We start from the raw sequence: 24,809 nt of genomic DNA, 5'->3' as shown, positions 1-24,809 counted from the left end.
GAGGAACCATGCCGGAAATGTTTAACGAAAAGCTCTTCCTGCAACATCTGGAAGAGGCGACAAAACAAAAAGAAGAAGCGGATCGGGAAGAAAGCAAGCAAACAGACGAGCAAGCCGCCTCTGAGATTCAGGCGTTCTGGGCAAAGCGCCGGGAAGAGGTGCCCGAAGAATTTACCGTAACCGTTGTGCCCCAGGAGGGCGAAACTCATGAAGAGGCGGTGGCACGCCTGTATCCCGACACGTATCGCCTTTTTGGCGAAACGCTCAAGCCCAAAAAAGAAATCGAACATGCGATTCAAACGACCTATCGCGGGCGGCTGGTATCCAAGTTTCATAAAGCGTTAAAAACCTACGAGATGCTGGAACCGGGGGATGTGGTCGGTGTTGCGATTTCCGGCGGCAAGGATAGCCTGTTGCTGGCGAAACTTTTTGAATCGCTGGCGCGCTATTCCGCCATTCCTTTCACTGTAAAATATTTGGCCATGGATCCGGGCTATGCTCCCATGAATCGGGAGCGGTTGCTGTTTAATCTCTCTTGGCTCGGCATTCCGGCGACGATCTATCGTTCGGATATTTTCCAGGTGGCGGATGAAATTGCGGATGCACCGTGCTATCTCTGCGCGAGGATGCGCCGCGGCTTTCTCTACGATCGCGCGAAACAGCTCGGCTGCAATAAGCTGGCGCTGGGGCATCACTTTAATGACGTGATTGAAACGACCTTGCTTAATGTTCTCTGGTCGGCTAATTACAAGAATATGATGCCGAAGATTGTGGCAAAAAACTTTGATCGCATGGAGCTGATTCGCCCCTTGTACTTTGTGGAAGAGAAAAGTATCATAGCATGGCGTGATTTTGCAGGACTCAAGCCCCTTGACTGCGCCTGTGTCGTGACACAGCAGAAGGTCGACTCGCAGCGGCGCAACATCAAAGCTTTGATCGAAGCGCTGAAAACGCTGAATCCCAATGTGGAAAAATCCATTTTGCGCAGCGGTGAAAATGTCGCGTTGGACGCCATTTTGGGCTACACGCTGGCAGGAAACAAACATTCTTTTTTGGAACATTATAATCAGGAGGACGCATGGACGTCATTGTAAACATCATCAAGGTTACGCTGTTATCCATCATTGAAGGAGTAACGGAATTTTTGCCCATCAGCTCCACCGGGCATCTGATTCTGGCGAATCAGTGGATTGGACTGGACCCGCAGGGCTTTGCCAATGCCTTTAACATCATCATTCAGCTTGGCGCCATTCTTTCCGTCATTGTCATCTACTGGAAAAGGCTGAATCCCTGGCATAGTGAAGATCCCCGTTTTGCGCAGAAGCCCAAGCGTTACGCACAGTGGAACAAGCAGACGCGCCTTTACTACAATGTGACGCATGTGAATCCACGCACGATGGCACTTTGGTTGCGTGTCGTCGTTGCGGTCATTCCGTCGGCGGTTGTGGGCATACTCTTTGACGATGTGATTGACGAGCACCTCATGACCATGCCCGTGGTGACCTTCACGCTTTTGTTTTACGGCGTGGTGATGATTTTTGTCGAGAGCTGGAATGCAAAGCGCAAAACCGCCCAGTATGCGGACCCGCTTGACTTCAGCCTGCAGACCGCTTTTATGATTGGCCTGTTCCAATGTTTGGCTCTCGTTCCGGGAACTTCACGTTCCGCCGCTACCATCATCGGTGCGATGGTTTTGGGAAGCTCGCGCGTCGCCGCTGCCGAATTCAGCTTTTTCATGGCCATTCCGTCGATGATGGGCGCAACGTTATTAAAAGTGATCAAGAACTTGGGTGGCTTTACCCTGGGACAGTGGCTGTTGATCCTCCTGGGCTTTGTACTGTCGTTTATCGTCGCCTACGTGGTCATTCAGAAATTTATGGCCTATGTGCAGAAAAAAGACTTCAAGGTCTTCGGCTATTATCGTATCGGCCTGTCCGCCTTATTGTTGCTTTATATGCTTTTTGGAATGTGATAAGATATTCGCGTCAATGGCTACGTGGAATGGTGAGGACGGCGTGTTCGTCCGCTTTGGAATCGATCCATCGCGTGGTGTCGTGTAATAGGAGGAAAGAATGGACCAAGGTGTCTCAGACCCTGGAGCCGGGAGTTCGGCCTTACTTTTTCAGTTGTTGTTGATGGTCATTTTGATCGTCGTCAATGCGTTTTTTGCCGCGTCAGAAATGGCGCTGGTTTCGGTGGATGCCAATCGGTTGAAAGAACGTCGTGACGAAGGCGACGAGCGGGCGCGTCGGATTTTGCGCCTGTCGGAAGACCCTTCGGATTTTCTTTCCATGATTCAAATTTGTATTACCTTAGCGGGATTCTTCAACTCCGCCAGTGCAGCGACGGGTCTTGCGACATACGTGGCGGATGTTATCGGCTCCTTCGGTGTTCCAAGCCCCCTCGGCGTAGCCACCATTACGATTACCATTCTGCTTTCCCTCTTAACCATTGTTTTCGGTGAACTGGTGCCCAAGCGCTTGGCCTTGCAAAATGCAGAAAACTTCGCCGACAGCGCGATCGGCATTCTTTGGTGGAGTTCCAAGCTGCTTACACCCTTTGTGCATTTTCTTTCGTGGTGTACCAATAGCATTTTGCACTTGATGGGCGTCGAAATCGATGCCATCGAAGAAAAAGTTACGCTTTCGGATATTAAGTCGTTGGTGCAGGTCGGACAAAGTCAAGGCATGATCAATCGTGATGAAGGCGAAATGATCACCTCCATCATTTCCTTCGATGACAAGTCGGCGGAAGATATTATGACCCCGAGAACCGAAGTATTCGCCATTGATGTCAATGATCCCTATACCGAATATATTGATGAACTGCTTTCCGTTCGCTATTCGCGTATTCCGGTTTACGATGATGAAATCGACAATGTCATTGGCGTTCTCTACATAAAGGATTACTTACAGGAAGCGTATAGCACAGGCTTTGAACATGTTTCGCTGCGAAAGATCATCCGACCCGCTAATTTCGTGCCGGAGCGTAAAAATGTCAATGAACTCTTTAATGAAATGCGCAACGAAAACTTTCACTTGGCCATTCTTATTGATGAGTATGGCGGATTTTCGGGCATTGTCACGATGGAGGACGTGTTGGAAGAAATTGTCGGCGACATTGATGACGAATATGATCAGGACGAACCGGAAATTGAGAAAATCAGCCGCAATACGTTTTATGCCAAGGGCACGTTGTCCATTAAAGAATTGAACTATAATACCGAGTCGGATTTTGATGAAGAGACGGAAGATTACGATACACTCGGCGGTTTGCTTTTCTTCCTGATGGGACGCATTCCGGAGGACCAGGAACGGCCGTTTATCGAATATGAAGGAATGCGTTTTAAAATCGAGAAAATCGAAAACAAGCGCATTCAATGGGTGCGCATCGAATACGATCCCGACGCGTGGAAAAAAGAGCGAGAAGAGCGCGCAAAACGCAAACAAAATAACGCCTAACCAAGCGGAGCGAACGATATTCGTGGCAAGGAACGTGTTCTGCAACGTTTTCGCCAGGGAACAGGCGGGGGAGTGTTCATGATTACGATGCCGGAAAAAACCAAATTCGAGGGAGGAGAAAAGCGCCTGAACCAAAGGCAACGCCTGTTTATTGCAGGAGCGGCCGGAATCCTTGTGCTTCTGCTCCTTCTTTTTTTTCTGCCGAAAGGAAAAAACGCGTCCACCAAAGAAGTAGCGCTGCATTATGCGGACTCCTGGAAGGATATCGGTGCGATTGACGGCTGCTTCTTTTTCCGCGATGGAAAAAATCTGATCGCTTTTGACGCCGGAGGAAAGCGCTGGGAAGTGCCGATTGCGCGGGACACCAAGCCTATTTACGGGGATAACGTATATCTCATCCAAAAGGATCACCGCATACAAGTGCTGAACCCGAAAAACGGACAGGAAGTACAAACGATACAAGAGGACGGCCTGCTTGGGCTCATGGCGGTGGAAAAGAGAGCCTTTTCGCCCGCCGCCCTGATCGGTATCAAGGCAGATCGCTTTGTCGTCTTTGATAAAGAAGGTACGATCCAGTCGGTCCAGAAAACCGCCGGTGCACCGGGATTATTAGCGCAGACGGACACGTATGTGGCATGGACCGAAGAAGGTTCTTCCAAAGGCATACATACCACCGGCACAGTGGAAAAAGCACCGGGGTTTTCCTTGCCGCAGTCGACAGCGGAGGAACCGGTGCGAAGCGTTTTGGTTTTGCGCTCGGTTACTCCGGAAAAGCCGAAAGAGAAGAAGGAAGAAACGCCGGATGCGCTTTTGGGAGAAGATCGCTTTCAACTGCATGCCGACACGCCGTTTACCCGCCTTTACTGGACGGGAGAAAAAAGTTTTGTCGTTTCCCAGGAAAAGCGCTTGTTTTTTGTGGTAGACAACATCGTTACCACTACCATTCCTCTTGCGGAAGGTTGGGACATGGCAGTCAACGAAGAAGGTGTTTGGGTGACGGACGGCAGAGCGCTTACCTGCTATGCGGTGGATGGAAAAGCTGTCAAAACGACGGCCTTAGATTTTCCGCCCTTGCGAGTCATTGCCGGAAAAAACGGAATGGTCGTCATTGGAAAGAATCGTCGGATGACGTTAAAAGGGGAAAACAAAGAGGTGGTGGACACGCAGGAATTCATTCGCGCGCTGCCGCAAGCAGACGGTGCGACGATGCTGGTCTATCGGGAAGCCTTCTTCGTTTTGCCTTGATCAGGATAGGAGGAACACTCATGCGCCGCTATCAATCGGGGGATGTCGTGCAGATGAAAAAACCGCATGCCTGCGGAAAGAATGAATGGACCATTCTGCGCACAGGCCCGGAAATTCACTTGCGTTGCAATGGCTGCGGCCAGGAGCTATGGATGCGCCGAAGCGAATGGGAAAAACGCGCGCGCCGCATCCGTGAGCAGGACGGTCGTTTCGTTTCGGTGCATACGGATGCTTCGATTACGCCAGGCGAGTAACCTGTACTGCGGCAACAGCTTGACGAATGGTAGCAAGCGAAGGCAGCGTTTCTACGGCATAGGTGGCATTGGCACACCCTTGCGCAGATGGGAACGCTTTTTTTGCGTCGTTTGAGCGCATATAGTTACCGATGAAGCCGGCAATGAGCGCCATATTGGTATAGGTTGCCGAAACAATGGATCCTTGTGGACCTTCCGCCTGATAGACTTCACCATCCGCGGTCACAAAGAGTGAGCCGGCGCGCTCGCGGTTAATGAGCACATTCTGGGCACCTTCGGAAAGAAGCTGTTTGGCGTAGTTCACCACTTCTTTTGGACGGATTTCGTCGACGGAAAAAAGTGTGCAGAGCTCCTTCATGGTCGGTGCAATTAAGAGAGGCTTTTTAACCAGCGCTTTTTTTAATGGCTCGGGTGCGATGATGGGCAAAAACGCTGCACCGTTTACCGTGGCAATATCAAACATCCGTTCATAAATATCATTGTCCATACGTGGAGGAAGCGATCCCGCAACGACGAGATAATCCCCTTCCCGAATGCGGGAGAGGTAATAGAGCAGATCGTTGACCTCGCTCGATTGGATTTCTCCGCCACGCCCCAGGATGCGTGTTTCGACAGCATCCACAAAAAGAGACATGTTCAGTCGCGTGTTGCTCTTGGTACGAATGAAATCATGTAAGATTCCTTCGCGATCCAGCTCTTCTTCAATATAGGAACCGGTGTGTCCTCCTATAAAGCCGGTAGCGGTCGTGGGAATGCTTAATGTATGCAAAATACGGGAGACCATCAAGGCTCGGCCTCCGGCAACCATCCGGTCTTCGGTGGAATAATTGATTTCGCCGACGCGCATGTTCTCTACGCGACTGATGAAGTCTACGGAAGGATTTAATGTTACGGTATAAATCACGGCGGGCTCCTCTCGCTCGGTTTTTCGCGAACCGCGTTCGCTTTGACGCCATCGCATCACAAAGCCATATCGTACGGCGATGACGATTTGTATTTCTTCTCGAATTTCCTTTGTTATCTTACCGCATTTTGCCTGTATGTGGTGTTATCCGATCTTTGTTTCGTTTATCAAAGAAGAATATCCCGTTTTGCCTTTGTCTTGTGTGTTGTGCAGGGCATGACAGGCGGAAAGATAAAGCGGCATGGGCGCGCGCGGGGCATCCAGATCAGCCAGGGCCAACGAAGAAAGCGTAGCTGGCCCGATCGCCCGCTTCCCATAGCGTGTCCGCAATTCTTCAACCGTATCTGCCACGCGTTCCCATTTATCGTGCCGGACAATATCCGAAAACAGCAGTGTTTGCACGGCTTCTTTGGCCGGACGAAGGGCGGTGGCGCAAAGCGTAAGGGAACGAAGCGGGTTTTGCGGATCAAAAAGAGATCGCGCCAAAGGCAGCGCATAGCGCGCAAGAGTCTGCGCGCTCTGCGTGGGATAGGGAAGAGAGTCCGTGGCATGGGTGATCACCAGTCGGCGGTCACGAGCCCACACGCCAAGCCCCTCGGCGCGGAGGCCGGCATCAATCAGGCGAGATTGCACGTGATCCGCCAAGTCAAGCAAAGCGATGGTAATATCTTCTTCTGTGTATAAGTCGCGGGGAAAGGTGGTGCCACAGCTTATGCTTTTGGCAATGGGTCGCATGCCGTAAGGAAGAACCGGCTCGGTGTCTTTTCCCTGTGCCGCTTGCTGCAATTTTATGCCGTTTCGATGAAAGCGATGCGCAATCAGCTGCGTATCGGCATTGGCCAGTTCACCGATGGTGGTGATGCCAAAGGAGAGCAGCGCCTTGGTGGTCTGGCGGCCGACAAAGAGCAGATCGCTTACGGGAAGAGGCCATACGCGCTCGCGAAAATTGGAGGCATCCAGGCGTGTTTGGGCATCGGGTTTGCGCAGATCGCTGCCCAACTTGGCAAACACCTTATTATCGCTTATGCCGATGGATACCGTTACGCCGAGTTCTCGACGAATGCGCTTGCGGATGGCTGCCGCAATGGTCCAGCCGTCACCAAATAGTCGGAAGGAGCCGGATACGTCCATCCAGCATTCATCCAATCCGTACGGTTCAACGCGATCGGTGTATTCCAGATATATGCTTCGGGCGAGACGGGAATACAGCTGGTAACGCTCGAAATGCGCCTCAACTGTAATCAGTTCGGGGCATTTCTGCTTCGCCTGCCAGATGACCTCACCGGTTTGTACTCCTTTCGCTTTGGCTTCCGGGGATTTGGCCAAAATGATGCCATGGCGCTTTTCGGCGGCTCCGGTGACAGCCATGGCTTTGCCGCGCAAGGACGGGTCAAACGCCTGTTCGACGGAAGCATAGAAGCTGTTCATATCCACATGAAGAATTTGTCGGCGCATCGTTCTTCCTCTCTTCCGATGAAAACCCGGAAAGTGCCAAATCGCCCTTGACACAGCATGTGAAGCGCGTACAATAAAGGAAGATCATCTTCCTACTGTAGAGCCAGTATAGGAAAATAATCTTCCTTTGTCAAGAAAAAGATGAACATTATCTTCCTATCGAAAGGAGAGAGAGCATGACATTCGGTGAAAAGGTGAAAGCGCTGCGCGAAAAACAGGGCTGGACGCAAAAAGAACTGGCGGAACGCCTGCATGTTTCAACCCGTACCGTGGTCAGCTATGAGCGGGGCCAAAGTTATCCCAAACAGCGAAGGACGTATACGACGCTGGCGGCCTTATTTTCTGTGGATGTGAATTATTTGTATACCGAGCATGAGGAAGATTCTGCCTTTCCCAAGACATCTTCCGCCACGGAACAGGAAGAGGAAGTGTCTCGCCTCCTTCGGCAGGCGCGCGCCATGTTTTCCGGCGGAACGCTTTCCGAAGAGGATAAGGATGCCGTCATGCGTGCGCTGCAGGAGGCGTATTGGGAGGCACGAAAAGAGAACTAAAAAACGAACGACCGCTCAAGGAGCGATCGTTTTCGGTAGAAAGTGGATCAGGATGTCGATTGAAGAATGCGTAAAACGCCTGAAAATCGAATATCAGAGCAAGGACCCCGAAGAGATTGTGCGCGCCATGGGCATTCGTCTCTACGAACGCAGCGATTTTCACCAGCTTGGCGGCATGGTGGCACGCATTGACGGAAAACCATGCATTTTTCTGAATGCTGCGCTTGAAGAGCCCCGCCGCCGTATTATTTTGGCCCATGAGCTGGGCCATACGCTGCTTCACGAAGGAGAAGAGGACGGGGTGCGCGATTTCGTGCCGTTTACGCTGCTCAACATGAGCGAGCGAGAAGAGTATGAGGCGAACGTTTTTGCGGCGCACCTGTTGCTGGATGAAGAAGAGGTGCAAGCCTTGTCCAATGAAGGCTACGATATTGTGACGATGGCGAAAATGCTTTCGACGGACATCAACCTGCTTCTGGTGAAATTACATGAAATGCAGAAAAAAGGCTGTCGAATGCACCTTCCGGAGCGGCCGCCTGCAAACTTTTTAGGGTGAAGAGGTGTACCACGCTGTAGCCGACCGCAAGCCTATTTCTTGCGCAGGCGCACAAAAAGCTGTTTGTCGCCAAACTCCGATACCGGTCGATGGGCGACTTCGAATTCATGAAAAGATTCAATGAAGGTGACCAATTTTTGGTGGCCGTAGTTTCGCACGTCAAAATCGGGGAAGCGCTTGGAAAGCTGGTTGCCCAAATTCGCCAACGAGATCCAATCTTCTTCGTCGGAATTTTCGCGCACAATACTGCGTAGTGCTTTGCGTACAGAAAGAATGGTAGTCTGCGGACGGGGCACTTCGCGCTTCCCGTTTCGTTTCGCGGTTGTCGCCTGCGCATGATCTTTTTTCCATTCCTTGCGCGTTAAAACGGTGGCTCCTTTTGCCGGCGTCATGGATCCGTTTTCTGCTGCTGCAGCTTTTTCTTCCGATTTGGAAGAGGTCGCCGCGTGCTCCTGTGCAGAAGCGGCACTACGGCCGGACTTACTTTTGGCCGTTTTCGAATCCTCGTGATTTTCTTCCTCTTCTTCTGCATTGGCAAGCGAGGCAAAAAGAATATCCAAATACTTAAATGTATTGCATGCGGAAATAAACGCGTTCGGCGTCTTGCTTTCGCCCATGCCGATGACAGTCATGCCGGATTCGCGAAGGCGGGAGGCCAGCCTCGTAAAGTCGCTGTCGGAGGAGACCAGGACATAGCCGTCCACAGAAAGCGTGTAGAGGATATCCATGGCATCGATAATCATGGCGGAATCGGAAGAATTTTTGCCTTCCGTATAGCTGTATTGCTGGATGGGCGTTATGGAATTATCCAAAAGCACTTCTTTCCAGCGGTTATTGCGGGTACTGGTCCAGTCGCCGTAGATGCGGCGATAGGTGGAGACCCCGTAATTGGATACTTCGTCAAAAATGACCTGAATGTATTTCGGCGAGATATTCTCTGCGTCGATCAATACGGCCAATCGTGTTTCATCGTTCATAATTCACCTTTTCTTCTAATTTACTGAATTGATAGCTGATCCCTATACCGACGAGAAGCATGCCGAGGCCAAAAAGTATGGCCACAGGAAGACTCAACTGCGCTGTGGCAAGGCCTTCCGGTGTCAGTGCGGGAAAAAGGATCGCCGGGAAAATTCCCAGCGTGGAGCCGACCACCATGCCTAAGATGGCATGAAACATCGGTGCGTAGTGATGGCGAAATTGCCAGGCGACGACTTTTGAAAAGAGCAGAATGCATAGGACGGCACCGACAGCAAACGGAATGAGCATGCCGAAATCGAAGGCCGCAATGGAGGCCGCCATCTTGTCATACAGACCGAAGTAGATCAAAAAGTTGGATGGGCTCATCCCCGGAATGATAAAGCCGAAGGCAACTAAGACGCCGGAAAGAAGCCAAACCAGCGGATTCGGCGTGACCTGCGGAAGATGGGATCCGAACGACATGAGTAGAAAAATCCCCGCCGCACAGATGGCCAGAAGTACGCGATCCGACGAAGAGCGTCCTTCTTTTCCCGCCTGTCGATAGAGGCTCGGAAAGGTGCCGATCACAAAGCCTAAAAACAGGCATACAAATTGCGCGGAATATCGACCGAACGCTTTTTCAACGAAAATCGAGAACAGAAAAACGCCGAGCAGGCCGCCCAGTCCGATGGGCAGGAAATAGCGTACATTGCGCATAAAATCTCGGCGAATATTGGACAGAAAAGCGATCATCGGTTGATAGATGCCGAAAATCACCGAAAGCACACCGCCGGAAAGCCCCGGCAAAATGGCACCGATACCGACCAGGGTTCCTTTGATCAGGCGAAGCAAAATCGCCTGCGGTTGCGCTCCCTCATCCGGATAGGTCACTTCTAACGGCTTTTGCGCTGTCGAAAGAGGAGATGGATCCGATTTCATTTTTTCTCCTTTGGCGTTTTTAGCGTTGCCTCTGCCTTTTCGGCTTGGCCACGATGCGGCGCGGTGCAGCGATCCGCCGAAGAAGGTTCGGATTGCGGTTTTGCGGGAAGAATGCGCGCCGGAACGCCTACTGCCGTTGCCCCGGCCGGAACATCCTGCATCACCACGGCGCCGGCACCGATCTTTGCACCGTCCCCAATATGAATCGGTCCGAGGAGCGTGGCATTGGCACCGATCAGCACGTGATTGCCCACGATGGGATGGCGTTGCCCTTCATAGGACTCCACGCCGCCCAGGGTGACGCCGTGATACATGTGTACATAATCGCCGATTTTAGCGGTTTCCCCGATGACCACGCCCATGCCGTGGTCAATGAAAAAACAACGCCCGATTTCCGCGCCGGGATGAATTTCAATGCCGGTTCGGTTGCGTGCATTTTGCGAAATGCGTCGCGCCTCATAAAACTCGCCCTGCAGATAAAATTCGTGGGCAATATCATAGCTGCTGAGCGCATCGGTGATGGGATACAAATTCGTGGCTTCTTCTATGGAACGGCATGCCGGATCCAAAGCCATGATGTATTCCGCTTCTTCTTTCCAATCTCTATTTTTCATTTCCATCCTCTTCAAATAATGCCGTAGAAAGGTATCGCTCGCCCAAATCGGGCAGAACCGTCACGACGTTTCCGTTTACTTCATTCAGTGCCATGAGCGCAGCAACAACATTCGCGCCGGAAGAGATGCCGACGGAGAGGCCTTCTTCTGCGGCCAGGCGCCGAGCCATCGCGATCGCATCGTCGCTTGCCACCGAGTATATCTTGTCCAGCAGGCTTTTGTCTAAGTTTTTGGGCACAAAATTGCCGGAAATGCCCTGAATTTTATGGGCGCCGGCATGTCCTTCGCTGACTAAGGGGGATTCTTTGGGTTCCAATCCGAACACTTTGATGCCCGGAATATGCTCTTTCAGGTACCGTCCCGTTCCGGAAATGGTTCCGCCCGTACCGAATCCGGAGACGAATGCCGCAGCATCGGGCAATGCCTTCGCAATTTCCGGGCCGGTGGTTTCATAATGTGCTTTCGGGTTGGACGGATTCGAGAATTGATCCGGCATGTAGGCATTTCCTTCGGCCGCTCTCGCCTTGGCCGCGTCGACCGCTCCCTGCAATGCCCCTTCTGTGGTGAGTACGACCTTGGCTCCAAAGGAGCGCATAAGGCGGACGCGTTCTTTCGACATGGATGCCGGCATGTACAATTCCACGGCATAGCCGAGTTGCTTTCCGATAAGTGCCAAGGCGATGCCCGTGTTTCCTGACGTCGGTTCCACAATGGTCATTCCGGGTTTCAGTTCGCCGCTCTGGATGGCGTCGCGAATCATATAATAGGCAGGACGGTCCTTGATACTGCCGCCGGGATTGCTTTTCTCCAATTTGGCATAAATTCTTCCACCACCGATGTGCTGGAGTTGGATCAGTTTTGTATTTCCAATGGTTTCAATGAGTTTCATTTTACCTTCCTTACTGTATAAAGGTTCAAAAGGTTCCATTCAAAGGGTTCTATCTCCATCAAGGGCGCTCTTGGGGAAAGTCATTCGTTGCGCCACCTCTTTTTCTTTTCCCTATTTCTTTAGCATTCTAACAGCGAACCGTCAGGGAAATGTGTTTCTTGCGCTAAAAGGAGAAGTTTATGCTATAATAGGAACGTTACGGGGTGTAGCGCAGTTCGGTAGCGCACTTGTCTGGGGGACAAGGGGTCGCAGGTTCAAATCCTGTCACTCCGAGTAGATGCACCGGAAACGTTGAAATTTAGACGTTTCAGAAATGAATGATACGAATTTGATACTGAAAAAGGAAAGGGACGGTTTTTAGCCGTCTCTTTTTGCGTCATTAGTATTCAGATATGTTAAAGCTCGTTATACTATTTAAATGCAACTAAAAATAGTTGCAAATTGCTTTATAGGGTGCAACGCTCAACAAATTGCTTACATATCAGATAAAAGCCATTTTAGAGGCATTAGAAGAAATGGGGGACCTTGATGGATAACGTATTACGATATAAAGACTATATTGGTACCTTAGAATATTCGGAAGAGGATGGAGTTTTTTTTGGAAAAGTTACAGGCATTCGTTCTTTGATTTCTTATGAAGGAGAGGACGCAAAGTCTCTCATTCGTGATTTCCATGAAGCAGTAGATGCCTATCTTTTGTTGTGCGAAGAAACCGGGGAAGAGCCGGAAAAACCTTATAAAGGCGGATTTAATGTTCGTCTTACTCCGGAACTACATAAACAGGCAGCTGTGTATTCCCTTCAGCATGGATTGAGCCTTAACGCTTTTGTAAAAAAAGCAATCGAAAGAGAATTAGCAATGAAATAAGTATGCTTGAAAATCGCACGCTCCCTCTCCATTTTGAAACCTCCTGGAACACAAGATCTGCTATGATGAAAAAAAGATCCAAAACGTTTTGTCCAAAGGAGGGATCATGCGCCCGATACTCTATATCGTTATTCCATGCTTCAACGAGGAGAAGGTTCTGCCGGTGACATTGCCGCTTTTTCGTGCGCAGCGAAACAAGATGGTGGAAGAGGGAAAAATTGATCCGCAAAGTCGCCTTCTTTTTGTCAATGATGGCAGCAGGGATGCGACATGGCCCTTTATTCAACAGGCGGCGCGGGAATATGAAGAGGTGGAAGGCATTTCACTCAGCCGCAATCGGGGACATCAGAATGCGCTGCTTGCAGGGCTGATGGAGGCCAAGGAAAAGGCGGACATCACCATTTCCATTGACTGCGACGGCCAGGACGACCTATCTGCAATGGATGAGATGGTGGATGCGTATCGGGACGGCTGCGACATTGTTTATGGCGTGCGGAAAAAACGGGATACCGATACCTGGTTTAAGCGCACCAGCGCACAGACATTTTATAAACTTCTGCGCTGGATGGGCGCGGATGTCGTGTATAATCATGCGGATTATCGCCTGGTATCCAAGCGGGTGTTGGATGAATTTTCGGATTTTCGGGAAGTCAATATCTTTTTGCGCGGCATGTTTCCTTTAGTCGGCTTTCGCAGCACCAGTGTGTACTATGATCGAAACGAACGCTTGGCGGGAGAAAGCCACTATCCGTTACGTAAAATGCTGGCGCTCGCCTTCGATGGTGTAACGAGCCTTAGCGTAAAGCCGATTCGCCTCATTACGGGCTTCGGACTCTTGATTTCCCTACTGAGCTTTTTATTGATTATTTGGGTGTTGATTTCATATTTTACCGGAAACAGCGTTCCCGGCTGGTCCAGCACGGTGCTTTCCACCGCGCTTCTTGGCGGGATACAACTCATCTGCCTGGGCGTAATCGGTGAGTATGTGGGCAAGATCTATCTGGAAACGAAGCGTCGCCCGCGTTATATCATTGCGGAGCGCACAGAGGAGAAAAGCAAGTCGCGCTTTTTGAAGACGGAAGAACCGCAGAAATCGCAGGAAGCAGCGGATCCGATATCAGCAAGAACCGCCGAGAGCGAAGGACAAAATGTGCATGATCTCGATGAATAAAACAACCAACGAATCTTCTCTTTCGGGCGAGCTCCACGTTTTGGAACAAACGATGCCTTCAAAAACGCCCCCGCAAAGATTTCGAAATGGCATGGCCGCGGCGTATCTTCTGCTTGCCGCCGTGCTGTTGATTACGCTGTGTTCCAAATCGTCACCGCTCTATCCGCTCAATGACTGGGTGGATGCCAATTGCTTTTTTACCGTCGGGAAATCCATGTTACGCGGACTTCTGCCGTATCGCGACCTGTGGGAACAAAAGGGCCCGTTTTTGTATATGCTCCATGCCGTTGCCGCTATGATTTCGTACCGCACCTTTTTTGGCGTGTATTTGTTGGAAATCGCTGCAGCTTTCGGCTTCTTGTGGTATAGCTATCGCGCCTGCCGTGTTTTGACCGAAAAATCGAGTGTGCTCGTTTTTCTTCCTCTGATGGGCGCTCTCGTTTTCGCTTCACGACCCTTTGCACATGGAGACAGTGTCGAGCAGTTGGCTTTGGCACCGCTTGCGTATGCGCTTTATCAGGGGCTATTGGTGGTGGAACGAAAACAGCCGATGCGCTTCGGACAAGCCGTCGGGATCGGAATCACTTCGGGCATGGTGTTTTGGAGCAAATACACGCTGGTGGGCCTTTACGTCGGCTGGATTATCGTGGTGGCATTTATTACGGTGAAAGAGGCCGGTATGAGCGCTTTGCTTCACTTGCTCGTCGGTATTCTAGCAGGACTCCTGCTGATTACCGTGCCCATTTTGCTCTATTTTCTTCTGCAGGGCGCGCTTTCGGATCTCGTGCAGGGCTATTTTATCGATAACCTGTTTTCCTATTCGCGTGTCGATGGGCAAGGAAATTCGCTGTTTTCCAACCTGCGAACCGGTTATAACGTTGCCAGGTCAACGCTCGGTTTTGTGTTCCCCATGGGGGCGCTTGGTCTATTTTGGTGTTTGATTTATCGTCCTTTGCGAACTTTTTTTCATCTTCTATTTCAGGCGTTTTTCATGCTGTGCCTTATCTATATCGGCGGACGGTTTTATGTCTACTATGCGCTACCTCTCTCTGTTTTTGCCTGCATCGGATGTGCCGCACTGGTTGAATGGTCAGCCGTCTTTTGGCAACACGTTTTCAGGAACGATAGGGAAGTACCAGCAGAAACGCCGCTGGAGAACAGGACTCGGGTAAGGCGTGGCGAGCGAAAAGCGCTTTCTTCTTTCATTCAGGCCGGCTTATTGACCTTGGCTTTCGCTGTTGGCTATGCCACGTTTTTCTCGCCGAATGCCTATTTGCGAGGAACGGTTCGCGAAGAGTTACCTCAATATCGCTTTGCACAACAGATCCAAAAAAAAGAACATCCGACGCTTCTGAATTACGGTTTTTTGGACGGCGGCTTTTACACCGTGACCGGAATTGTACCGAATGTACGCGCATTTTGCCGATTGAATCTCCCTTCTTCGGAAATGGAACAGGAGCAGGAGGATGCTATTCGTGAGGGACGTGTCGATTTTATCGTCACAAGAGGAGAGGAGCGGGAATTTCCCGGTTACCGGCTCATTGACCGTGCGGACTTTTTCTTTGAAGCGCCGCAGCATTATGCGCTGTATGAAAAAGAATAAGGCTTTGGGAACCTGTTTTAGCATAGAGGGGGGGGGTAAATACAATAGCGAAAAGGACATCTCATCGAGGAGAAAGGAGCTTTTATGAACAGCAAAAGGATGAAATTGGATTGGCATGATTGGCTAAAATGGGCAATTCCTCTGGATATTCTTTGGCAACTGCTCTTCTTCTCTGCTGTCTTTGTCCTTCAACATGAGACATTCATCAATTTTCGTCAAATGACCCCTGAAAAGTGGATGGCGATGACGGAGGTTGCTGCGCCGAAAACAGCGGGTTCGATTGACTTCTTTCTTTCTCTTCTCACTTTTGCCCAATGGGTGATTGGTATTCTTTTTGTTGTGACGCTCGTCGTCTATTTGGTTCTGTATTATCGTGAGAAAGGAACCATCCTCAGCAAACCTTTTATTATTGGTGGGGTGCTTTGCGTAGGCGCAAGCGGTGTGTTTTACGCCACCTGTATTATGCCGGTGGTGGAATACCCGGCGATTTTTGACTGGATGAATCTTGAATTTGTGTCGCTTTGGCTTGCCGGATTGATTATCGTTGAAGCAAGAAAGCTTTCGTTATCGAGAGACAGCCAAGCATTAGGATAACACGCAACGATCTGCATTATTCGCAATCGCCCCTTTGACGCTGACGAGTAACGTCACTTTGCAGAAAAATAGGATTTCGTTTCATGACAAAACAAAAAAGGAGAGGAAACCATGAAGGCTTCCTCTCCTTTTTATTGTTTCGTTGTACGTGGATTACTGAAGATCCAAGGTCACTTTCTCTTCAACAGCCTTCAGCAGGCTGCCGTCAAGCAGAAGCGCGGTGATCTTTTCGAGCTCATCGTACATTTCCACTTCGTGGTCATCCGCGATGAAGTTGAGCTTTTCACGAACCGCATCATAGGCGGCTTGCGTACCAACACCGAGTTTGCCGTCTGTCATTTCCTTGCGGAAGTCAATGGCCTGAACGGCGGCGAGCATTTCGGTGGCGACGCAGCGCAGACTGTTGCGGACGATGTCGCGCGCTTTGCGAGCCGCGATGGTACCCATGGAGACGAAGTCTTCCTGGTTCTCGCAGGACGGAATCGAGTCCACGCTTGCCGGATGGGCAAGAACCTTGTTCTCAGATGCCAGTGAAGCGGCGCTGTACTGCGTGATCATGAAGCCGGAGTTGAGACCCGGATGTTTGACCAGGAAGGACGGGAAATCGGAAAGCTGATGGTTGACCAAGCGCTCAATACGGCGTTCGGAGACGTTACCGATTTCGGCCGCGCCGATGCCCAGGAAGTCAAACGGCTGTGCCATCGGCTCACCATGGAAGTTACCGCCGGAGATGATCTCGGTGTCGGAAATGACGATCGGGTTATCCGTAGCGGCATTCAACTCGATGGCAACTTTCGATGCCACGTAGTTGATGGTGTCTTTGCTTGCACCGTGAATCTGCGGCATGCAACGGAGCGTGTAGGCATCCTGCGTGCGCAATTCGGCAGTATGGGTCAGGTAGGTCGAGCCTTCGGTCAGGTTGCGAATGTTCTTTGCAGTCGCAATGCAGCCGGCATGCGGACGAATGGCATGCAGTTTCTCGTAGAAGGCGTCGATGATGCCGCGATGGGCTTCGAGAGAAAGGGCACCGGCAATATCCGAAAGCTTCAAGAGCTGCATCGCATCGTAGGTGGCAAGAGCGCCGACAGCGGTCAGAACGGTGGTGCCGTTGTTGAGCGCCAAGCCTTCTTTGGCTTCCAGATGGATGGTTTCGATGCCGGCTTTCGCCATGGCTTCTTTGCCGCTCATGAGGTTGCCTTCATAGAACGCACGGCCGAGGCCCAGCATCGGCAATACCATATGGGAAAGCGGAGCCAAGTCGCCGCTGGCGCCCAAGGATCCTTTTTCCGGAATGTGCGGAACAACATTTTTATTAAGCATATCAATCAGCGTCTGGACGGTGATCAGACGAACACCGGAAACGCCTTTGACTAAGGAGTTGACACGAATCAGCATAACGGCACGAACTTCGTCTTCATGAAGCGGAGCGCCATCGCCGACGGCATGGGTACGAATCAAGTTTTCCTGTAACTGTACGCAGTCCTTCTTGGAGATGTGAACATTGTGCAGGGAGCCGAAGCCGGTCGTGATACCGTAAACTACACGCTCTTCTTCCACAATCTTTTCGACGATGCCGCGGGATTTTTTTACGGCGTCAACCGTTTCGGGGGCCAATTCGACCGTCGCATGATTGCGCGCAACGGCAACCAGCTGATCCAGCGTCAAATCCGAACCATTCAAAATAACTTTTTCCATGTTTCCTCCTTATTGTTACTCCATGTTACCTGGTTATTTCCTCCTGCCATTCAGAAATCGGGAGAATGGCTTTTTGGCTGTGGCGGACCGACACGGGAACCGTTTTTCCGCCCTTGTCAAACGAAAGACGGTGTTGCGTGCGGTCTATGGCTTGGCAAATAAGCCTTTACAGGCTTGTCGAAGTCAGTGTATCCGTTCAGCGTCCAAAGGTAATAAAATAATGCACCCGCATAAAACATTTTCTTTTCTCCTTTTTGCGGGAAAAGGGGAAAACATTGTCTTCTTTTCCGTCAAATCGTGGACGATATTTTGACGTATAGTATAATAGGAGAAGAAACGGCGTAACAGCATAGAGAGGAGGGCCTCATGACCATACGCATCAAGTTGTTCGGCGTGCCCCATGTTGAGAGGGATGGCGAACGGATCTTTTTTCCTTACAACAAAATCAATGCCATGATTTATTATTTGGCGGTCAATGAGACCATCACCCGAACCGAAATTGCTGGCTTGCTTTGGCCGGATGAGGACGAAGCGATTGCGAAGAAAAATTTACGTAATGCCATCTATCAGGCAAAACGATGCATCGGAGAAGATTTTATCCTCTCCCCGAAAAAACTGTTGCTCGAATTGAATCGCTCGCTCGGCATCGTTTGTGATGCCACGCAATTTGCCGAAGATCCGAAAGCCAATTTGACACTTTACGAGGGGCCTTTTCTGCAGGGGTTTTATGTGAAGGACTCGGAACAATACGATTTTTGGGTGACGCGTATGCGTGGGTTTTACGAAGAAAAGTACATCGCCCATGCCTATCAGCAGCTGGAAAAGGAAATTGAAGAGGGGCAAAATGAATACGTCGAAAAATCCATCCATACCTTGATCGATATGGATGAATACGACGAACGCAGTGTGCGCCTTCTTATGCGCTATTATGCCAAAACCGGGCGAACCGGCAAAGTCATTGAAACCTATTACAATCTTAAAAAACTGTTGCGCGACGAGCTTGGCGTCAGCCCCGATGTCGAAACCAGAACAATTTATGAAGAGGCGGTAAATCAGATCGACGTAAGCGATCGACACGTCAATTCGCATGAAGAATTTTTTTATGGCCGCTTTCAGGAGCGCGCATTGCTACAGAAGAATTTGCATCTTTTGCCAAAACATCAGGCGAAATCCCAGCTTATCAAAGGAGAGGCCGGCATCGGAAAGAGCGCGCTGTTGCGCAAAACCCTGGAAGAGGTGGGGGACGGCGCTGTTATTTTGCAGGCGTACTGTTATAATGCAGAGCAGGAGTACGCGCTGCGTCCCTTTGCAGTGCTCATTGAACGCATGGGTGAGGTGCTCAAGCGTCTGGGCATTTCCCTTCCCACCTATTGGGACAGCACCATGAAACAACTTTTTCCTCCTCTGGAATCCGCAACCAAGGAATTGTTTTTTCCGGAAGTCAGCAAGGGGCTCAATTTTGATTTATTGACACAAATTTTCCTGGAAGGAATGCGAAAGATTGCGCAATCCCATCCTCTCATTATTGTATTGGAAGACATTCAGTGGCTCGACGATGTGTCGGTACGTTTGCTGACCTCCGTCATGTTGCGCATGGAAAAGCATGCTATTTTCCTGTTTACGGCGCGTCCGGAGATCAGTCGGACATTAGACGATGCCTTGGCAACGCTGAACAATTATCACCTGGTAGAGACCATCTGTCTCAAGCGCTTCGATCGGGAACAATCCTTTGCGTTTATTAAGGAAGCGTTGAAAAAGCCGGTTTCGCCGGAAATTATGGAAAAAATTTATCAGGAAACGGAAGGCAATCCCTTCTTTTTGACGGAATACGTGCAGCTGTTGACGACCTCCGAAACCGATTCGTTGATGACGGAAAAGATGAAAGATGCGTTGCGCGCCCGTTTTGCGTATTTATCCAAACCGGAACGCGATATATTGGATCTGGTCAGCTTTTTCTATGACGAAGCGCCACTGTCCGTCTTGATGAATCTCATGGGACGAAGCGACTCCGATATTATCGGCTTGATTGAGCATTTGGAACATATTAATATTTTGACCGAGCGGGCGCATGAAAGTGACATCGGCATTCGCTTTACGCATGTTAAGCTGCGCGAATATATTTATATGATGCAGCCGCACTCCAAGTGTCGCGTGATTCATAAGCGTATTGCACAGATTTTGGAAGATTCCCTCAAGGTTAAGCCTTCGCTCTATCTCTATTCCAAACTGGTTTACCACTATACAAGTGCCGAGGAACCGTTGAAAAGCATCCAGTTTGAGTTGGAAATGCTCAACTACTATTTGAATTTCTCACATGAACTCTTTCCGATTTTAAGCATTCAAGAGGCGGATGCCGGCGAGGAAGCATATATTTCTCGTGAGCGCCTGCAAAACATGTTCAGTACGCTGGAAGAAAAATTTCATGCCTTGCGGGCTAATACGGCGAGCGCAGATTTGACGCGTCTGGAAATGCAGTTTTATTACATGAAGGGCCGCTATCTCATTCGGGACGGCGCCTATGCGGAAGGCCTCAAAGATATGCGCGAGGCCGTCGGTAAGGCAAAAACGCTCAACGACAAGGACTATGAACTCGAAGGGTATAAGCAGTTTATTTTCTATAACATTCAAACCAACCAGGCCGAAGAAATGCTTTCGTATATTGAAGGCGCACTGCATTTGGCAGTGCAGTGCAACTATCACAAGGAAATTGGCATTTTGCTGCGCCTAAAGGGACTCTACAATATCATGACAGGTCACCACATGATGGCGGAGCAGCTGCTGAATGAATCCATTCAAACCTTTACGGTTACACCCGAAGTCGCCCGGCGCTATGCTATCAACATCGCAGCGGCACACAATTATATCGGTGAAATTCGCTTTCACGAGGCGCACTACGAAGAGGCGTTGCAGGAATTTGAAGAGGCCATCACGCTTTCGCACGATAAAAACGCCCTTTCCGCCATGTCTGTCTTCTACATCAATAAAGGGAAGGCTCTATTCGCGCTGGAGCGCTACGAAGAGGCCGAAGCCGCGTTTTCCGTTGCCTATCCGCTGTATGGCAAATTCGATTCCTTCTGGAAACGCCCGGTGCTGGATGCCTACATGGCCTTGATTGCCTGGAAGGAAGGCGACACGGATAAGGCGGTAACGTCCTTGCAACAGGCGCTCGAATTTTCACAAAAGATGAATGATCCGCGCGCACAAGGCACGGCCTACTATGCGACGTATCGTTTGTTGAAAGAAACCGAAAAGAAGCCCGAGGCCGCTCGCTTCATTGCGATTTGCGACCGCCCAAAAGAAGAGTATCTGCATGAGGCGTTGTTGCTGCTGGATCCGAATCGGGATCATTTTGAACGCACCTATTTACAGGAAAGTGAAGCGGAAGGGAACCGATAAGAGTCTCCGGGCATCATGGATAAGAAAAGCCGGCTGTCGAAAAAACGGACAGTCAGCTTTTTTTAGAGTTTCGCGAGCGAAGCGGACAGAAGATCAAACGCCACATCCGCTTCTTCACCGGCCAGGAGCCCCATGGCCGAAAGGATGTACGCTCGATCCAGATAGAGCTTCGGTTGTTGCGGATAGAGCAGGTGCGTATCGGGACGCAAAATATACGCCGGCTGATCTTGATGCACCAAGACGCCGCCCGTGCCAATGATGGTGGAGAAAGAGGATAGGTCTTTGCCACTGAGATAGTAGATGTAGCGCCCCTTCTCATAATCGCGGCGAAGTGTGCCGACGTGGCGAGAGAGCGCCATCTGTGCGCAGGAACGGGCCAACGCGCGATCCACGGCAAAATCTTCCGGCGTTTTCGGAATCCACTTGATTTCTTTTGCCCGCATAGCGCATTCCTTGGCATAGTCGGCAGGATATAGCGCTTCGAGCGCTTCTTTTCCCACGCTTTCATACAGACTCCAGGCCGAATAGCGCATACCGAGATCTCCTTCGACGGTGCGCTTGTCCAGCGGCTCCTGCAAGCCTTCTACGCGTAATTCACTTTCTTTGCCATCGATGGTAATCTTCGCCCCCTTGGGCTTGCCATCGCCGACAGAGTGGATGTCCGTCGTTGCGCCGCCGATATCCACAAGAAGCAAATCGCCCATGCCTTTGCGGTTTGCTGTTCCGAGGGAAAGCAGGCGTGCCGCTTGCAAAACGGCATCTGGCGTAGGGGTCAATACCGGCCCGATGGTTGCGCCCACTTCGTCCAGCCCCTTGGCGTGGGTGATGCGCTCCATGAAAAGACGTCGAATTTCACGACGCGCCGGATCGGCATTCAACACGTTCACCTGCGGCATCACGTTATCGGTGATGGTCACGTCAAAATCGGAAAGAATGTCAGCCGCTTCTTCCGCAACTTCCGTATTTCCGGCAATCACGATCGGAAAGCGAATCGAAAGTGTGGCAAGCTTTCGTGCATGCTCCACAAGACTTCGGCGGTTGCCATGGTTGGTTCCGCCGGAAAGCAGCAGAATATCCGGTCGCAGGCGCTCGATTTCGCACAAATCGTCTTCGGAAAGTTCCAATGCGTAGGTTTTCAAAATGCGTGCGCCGGCGCCTAAGGCGGACCGCGCGGCCGCTTCGGCGGTAAGGTGTCGCCCTAAACCGACAGCGATCATTTTCAGACCGCCGGCCGCAGAAGAGCAAAGAAGGGCACGATCCCAGCACTTACCGTCTATGAACACAAGGCGGTGCCCACGCTGATGAGCATCTTGTTCAAGATCCAAAAGCATTTCCCGAATGCCTTGCATGACGCTGGTTTCAATAGTGGTAATGGCTTTGCCGTGGCCGATAATGCGGCATTCTTTGGTATCTACGAGGCTGCCCTTAGTAAACGTAGAGCCGATATCAACTAAGAGATAATGCATAATTATTCTCCTTCTTTGTTTTTCTTTTCGTCTTCGTTTTCCGACGTAAGATAGGGAAAGGCGTTAAGCATCCGCTTCTGACTGAACGCCAGCCAGCGATCCAGAAGTTTTTCGCGGCGTTTTTCGATGCGTTTGACCGCTTCGCTTTCGTGAAGCTCTTGGCGTTTTTCTTCCAGATCCCGCGTACGCACATACACGCGCTCGCCAATTTGATCGGATACTTTTCGCATATCCCGGCTGAATTTTGCCGTATGCTTCCACTTTTTATTGAGTCCAAACAGGGTGGCGACCATGTTCACCACATCGACGAGAAGCAACAGAAGTAAAACCGCCGTGATGGCCCATGCGAGCTTCACCGGCAACAAGCGGATTAAACGGCGTAGAAGAGGATGCACGGCCTCATACAGCACAAAGCAACACATGCCCCAGAGGAGGGAATATTCCAAACAGATGTAGCCGCCGAGATTCAGGCGTCGATAGGAATAATCCCACCATTTGCGATGCAGCAGTTTCTCCAGTACAAATCCGGTTACCAGCTCGATCGCGGAGGCGATCAGCATGGAGCCGAAAAACAGCCATAGTTTATTGGTACGGGCAATATCCGAGAGAAACAAAATGACCGCGCAGGCTCCGAAGCCATAGATGGGACACCATGGACCGCTGAGCATCCCGGCGTTAATAAATCGCCCGGAATGAACGGCATTATAACCGACTTCCATCATCCACCCGATGGATGCATAGACGAAAAAATAGAGTAGCAACAGGTAGTCCATAGAAGCCTCCTCCGGATTTGTAAACATACGACAAAAAGAGCAAAACCGGTACCGAATCGTGAAAGAATTCTCCATCATTGTACCCATTACCGTTTATAGATCTTCCATCCCGTGGCAGATTTGCTATAATTTTTATAGCGTGTCTATACATAAGTAAGGAGGGTTGAGGGTGGGCGGCGAACATCGATTAAAAAAGATTTTTGGACTGGAAAGCGTTTTATTTCTCATCTGTTTCTTTGGCTTTTTCATCGGCATGGGGAAGGTCATGGGCGCAACGAATATGTTGATGACGCTCATGAATACGGCCTATGAAAGCTTGATGCACACCTGCTTCTATATTATGGCTATTTCTGTAATGGCCGGCGCGGTGTCCGGTCTGTTTTCGGAATTTGGCCTTATCGCGTTGGTCAACAAAGTGCTTTCGCTCATCATGAAGCCCATCTACGATTTGCCCGGTGCGGCGTCCCTAGGCGTCATGAACTGCTACTTATCTGACAATCCGGCCATTTTAACGTTAGCGACGGAAGAAAACTTTATTCGCTATTTTAAGAATTATCAAAAGCCGGCCTTGACGAATCTCGGCACGGCATTCGGTATGGGATTGATTACCACGACCACCATGATGGCGCTTCCCGTGGAAGGAGCCTTAAAAGCTGCGTTCATCGGAAATCTCGGTGCGGTTGTCGGCAGTGTCGTCAGTGTACGACTGATGCTGCGTGCAACCAAAAAGAAGTATGGTATTCATGCGCAAGAAGGCTTTGCCGTGCAGGACAAGCTGCCCTCGACCATGCGCATCGTGCGTCCGGGAAGCGTTGGACAGCGATTCATCGAGGCGCTCTTAGATGGTGGAAAACGAGGGGTGGACATGGGTATGGCCATCATTCCCGGCGTCCTTGGCATTTGCACGATTGTCCTTCTGCTTACGAACGGTCCGGGAGCCGGCGGCGTCTACACCGGGGCAGCAGGGGAAGGCGTTCCCGTTCTGCCTTGGATTGGACAGAAACTCTCGTTTGTGCTTCGTCCGCTCTTTGGTTTTACCAGTGCGGAAGGCATCGCTGTCCCCATCACGGCGCTGGGCTCCAGCGGCGCCGCCATCGGCGTGGTCAAGAACATGGCGCAGGTTGGCGCAGTCAGCGGAAATGACATTGCTGTCTTCACCGCGATTTGCATGTGCTGGTCGGGCTATCTTTCCACGCACGTCGCGATGATGGAAGCCCTCGGCTGCAAAGACTTAACCGGTCGCTCGATTTTAAGCCATACCATCGGCGGATTGTGTGCGGGCGTTGCGGCCCATATTCTTTTTATGCTGCTGTAGAGAGACAGTGTTGTAGATCCTCGAAGAAATTCTTTTATATATGCGACGGTCCTCTTATCCAATGATAGGAGATAATTTTAGTAAGGTATGTTATCCTAATCGTG

At 50.6% G+C, this 24,809-nt stretch carries 22 protein-coding genes and 1 tRNA gene; 14 read left to right on the top strand and 9 right to left on the bottom strand.

Features of this window, described 5'->3' with window-relative positions; genetic code table 11:
* Positions 1 to 8: 8 nt before the first annotated feature.
* From FXY30_RS00805 to FXY30_RS00785, 5 genes are all read left to right on the top strand, one after another.
* On the top strand, positions 9 to 1,094 hold the full coding sequence (locus tag FXY30_RS00805; protein ID WP_331710528.1) for a tRNA 2-thiocytidine biosynthesis TtcA family protein: 1,086 nt from the start codon (positions 9 to 11) through the stop codon (positions 1,092 to 1,094).
* The gene (locus FXY30_RS00800) at positions 1,079 to 1,972 is read left to right on the top strand and encodes an undecaprenyl-diphosphate phosphatase (protein ID WP_071704936.1); all 894 of its coding nucleotides are present in this window, start codon (positions 1,079 to 1,081) and stop codon (positions 1,970 to 1,972) included. Before FXY30_RS00805 ends, FXY30_RS00800 begins: the two co-directional genes overlap by 16 nt.
* A gap of 100 nt (positions 1,973 to 2,072) precedes the next feature.
* The gene (locus FXY30_RS00795; RefSeq protein ID WP_071704935.1) at positions 2,073 to 3,461 is read left to right on the top strand and encodes a hemolysin family protein; all 1,389 of its coding nucleotides are present in this window, start codon (positions 2,073 to 2,075) and stop codon (positions 3,459 to 3,461) included.
* A 78-nt stretch (positions 3,462 to 3,539) separates the two neighbouring features.
* Positions 3,540 to 4,706: a hypothetical protein gene (locus FXY30_RS00790; RefSeq protein ID WP_071704934.1), complete on the top strand. Its 1,167-nt coding sequence runs from the start codon at positions 3,540 to 3,542 to the stop codon at positions 4,704 to 4,706.
* Between the two features lie 20 nt (positions 4,707 to 4,726).
* Positions 4,727 to 4,960, top strand: coding sequence for a DUF951 domain-containing protein (locus FXY30_RS00785; RefSeq protein WP_071704933.1), 234 nt, complete (start codon positions 4,727 to 4,729; stop codon positions 4,958 to 4,960).
* On the opposite strand, the gene FXY30_RS00780 is transcribed toward FXY30_RS00785, so the two are convergent.
* Together FXY30_RS00780 and FXY30_RS00775 are read right to left on the bottom strand one after the other, a co-directional pair.
* On the bottom strand, positions 4,944 to 5,864 hold the full coding sequence (locus FXY30_RS00780) for a 1-phosphofructokinase family hexose kinase (RefSeq protein ID WP_157885015.1): 921 nt from the start codon (positions 5,862 to 5,864) through the stop codon (positions 4,944 to 4,946). The two genes, FXY30_RS00785 and FXY30_RS00780, sit on opposite strands and share 17 nt — an antisense overlap.
* Before the next feature lie 144 nt (positions 5,865 to 6,008).
* The gene (locus tag FXY30_RS00775) at positions 6,009 to 7,319 is read right to left on the bottom strand and encodes a DNA polymerase Y family protein (RefSeq protein ID WP_071704932.1); all 1,311 of its coding nucleotides are present in this window, start codon (positions 7,317 to 7,319) and stop codon (positions 6,009 to 6,011) included.
* 176 nt (positions 7,320 to 7,495) lie between these two features.
* Here FXY30_RS00775 and FXY30_RS00770 point away from each other — a divergent pair, with 176 nt between their 5' ends.
* Positions 7,496 to 7,870 carry a helix-turn-helix domain-containing protein gene (locus FXY30_RS00770; protein WP_071704931.1) on the top strand — a complete coding sequence of 125 codons (375 nt, stop codon included), beginning with the start codon at positions 7,496 to 7,498 and terminating at the stop codon, positions 7,868 to 7,870.
* A 52-nt stretch (positions 7,871 to 7,922) separates the two neighbouring features.
* Positions 7,923 to 8,426, top strand: coding sequence for an ImmA/IrrE family metallo-endopeptidase (locus tag FXY30_RS00765; RefSeq protein WP_071704930.1), 504 nt, complete (start codon positions 7,923 to 7,925; stop codon positions 8,424 to 8,426).
* Between the two features lie 32 nt (positions 8,427 to 8,458).
* On the opposite strand, the gene FXY30_RS00760 is transcribed toward FXY30_RS00765, so the two are convergent.
* The 4 genes from FXY30_RS00760 to cysK are packed head-to-tail and all read right to left on the bottom strand — an operon-like array spanning position 8,459 to position 11,825.
* Positions 8,459 to 9,403 (bottom strand): NYN domain-containing protein, encoded by a 945-nt coding sequence (locus tag FXY30_RS00760; RefSeq protein WP_071704929.1) that lies wholly within the window; start codon positions 9,401 to 9,403, stop codon positions 8,459 to 8,461.
* Positions 9,393 to 10,322: a DUF368 domain-containing protein gene (locus FXY30_RS00755; RefSeq protein WP_083428124.1), complete on the bottom strand. Its 930-nt coding sequence runs from the start codon at positions 10,320 to 10,322 to the stop codon at positions 9,393 to 9,395. Before FXY30_RS00755 ends, FXY30_RS00760 begins: the two co-directional genes overlap by 11 nt.
* Positions 10,319 to 10,936, bottom strand: coding sequence for a serine O-acetyltransferase EpsC (epsC, locus tag FXY30_RS00750; RefSeq protein ID WP_071704928.1), 618 nt, complete (start codon positions 10,934 to 10,936; stop codon positions 10,319 to 10,321). The genes FXY30_RS00755 and epsC overlap by 4 nt, the downstream gene beginning before the upstream one ends.
* Positions 10,926 to 11,825 carry a cysteine synthase A gene (gene cysK / locus FXY30_RS00745; RefSeq protein ID WP_071704927.1) on the bottom strand — a complete coding sequence of 300 codons (900 nt, stop codon included), beginning with the start codon at positions 11,823 to 11,825 and terminating at the stop codon, positions 10,926 to 10,928. The genes epsC and cysK overlap by 11 nt, the downstream gene beginning before the upstream one ends.
* 199 nt (positions 11,826 to 12,024) lie before the next feature.
* On the opposite strand from cysK, the gene FXY30_RS00740 reads away from it, so the two are divergent.
* The 5 genes from FXY30_RS00740 to FXY30_RS00720 all read left to right on the top strand — a co-directional run bounded on the left by FXY30_RS00740 (position 12,025) and on the right by FXY30_RS00720 (position 16,060).
* A tRNA-Pro gene (locus FXY30_RS00740) sits at positions 12,025 to 12,098 on the top strand.
* Positions 12,099 to 12,353: 255 nt separating this feature from the next.
* Positions 12,354 to 12,692: a type II toxin-antitoxin system HicB family antitoxin gene (locus tag FXY30_RS00735; protein ID WP_071704926.1), complete on the top strand. Its 339-nt coding sequence runs from the start codon at positions 12,354 to 12,356 to the stop codon at positions 12,690 to 12,692.
* 106 nt (positions 12,693 to 12,798) lie between these two features.
* Positions 12,799 to 13,863, top strand: coding sequence for a glycosyltransferase family 2 protein (locus tag FXY30_RS00730; protein WP_071704925.1), 1,065 nt, complete (start codon positions 12,799 to 12,801; stop codon positions 13,861 to 13,863).
* The gene (locus FXY30_RS00725) at positions 13,847 to 15,466 is read left to right on the top strand and encodes a hypothetical protein (RefSeq protein ID WP_071704924.1); all 1,620 of its coding nucleotides are present in this window, start codon (positions 13,847 to 13,849) and stop codon (positions 15,464 to 15,466) included. The genes FXY30_RS00730 and FXY30_RS00725 overlap by 17 nt, the downstream gene beginning before the upstream one ends.
* An 84-nt stretch (positions 15,467 to 15,550) precedes the next feature.
* Complete coding sequence (locus FXY30_RS00720) at positions 15,551 to 16,060, top strand: hypothetical protein (protein WP_071704923.1); 510 nt, start codon at positions 15,551 to 15,553, stop codon at positions 16,058 to 16,060.
* A gap of 153 nt (positions 16,061 to 16,213) precedes the next feature.
* On the opposite strand, the gene hutH is transcribed toward FXY30_RS00720, so the two are convergent.
* On the bottom strand, positions 16,214 to 17,755 hold the full coding sequence (gene hutH, locus FXY30_RS00715) for a histidine ammonia-lyase (RefSeq protein WP_071704922.1): 1,542 nt from the start codon (positions 17,753 to 17,755) through the stop codon (positions 16,214 to 16,216).
* Positions 17,756 to 18,121: 366 nt separating this feature from the next.
* On the opposite strand from hutH, the gene FXY30_RS00710 reads away from it, so the two are divergent.
* Entirely contained in the window at positions 18,122 to 21,151 is a 3,030-nt protein-coding gene (locus FXY30_RS00710; protein ID WP_071704921.1) for an AAA family ATPase, read from the top strand.
* A 62-nt stretch (positions 21,152 to 21,213) separates the two neighbouring features.
* Here FXY30_RS00710 and glmL read toward each other — a convergent pair whose 3' ends face one another.
* Complete coding sequence (gene glmL, locus FXY30_RS00705) at positions 21,214 to 22,617, bottom strand: methylaspartate mutase accessory protein GlmL (protein WP_071704920.1); 1,404 nt, start codon at positions 22,615 to 22,617, stop codon at positions 21,214 to 21,216.
* Positions 22,618 to 22,619: 2 nt separating this feature from the next.
* Positions 22,620 to 23,390, bottom strand: a complete 771-nt coding sequence (locus FXY30_RS00700; RefSeq protein ID WP_071704919.1) for a putative ABC transporter permease — start codon at positions 23,388 to 23,390, stop codon at positions 22,620 to 22,622.
* 169 nt (positions 23,391 to 23,559) lie between these two features.
* On the opposite strand from FXY30_RS00700, the gene FXY30_RS00695 reads away from it, so the two are divergent.
* Positions 23,560 to 24,705 (top strand): CD0519/CD1768 family membrane protein, encoded by a 1,146-nt coding sequence (locus FXY30_RS00695; RefSeq protein ID WP_083428123.1) that lies wholly within the window; start codon positions 23,560 to 23,562, stop codon positions 24,703 to 24,705.
* Positions 24,706 to 24,809 lie beyond the last annotated feature (104 nt).

This window comes from Murdochiella vaginalis, from assembly GCF_902381775.1.
Lineage (GTDB): Bacteria > Bacillota > Clostridia > Tissierellales > Peptoniphilaceae > Murdochiella > Murdochiella vaginalis.
This window is presented reverse-complemented; position numbering and strand designations above follow the sequence as displayed.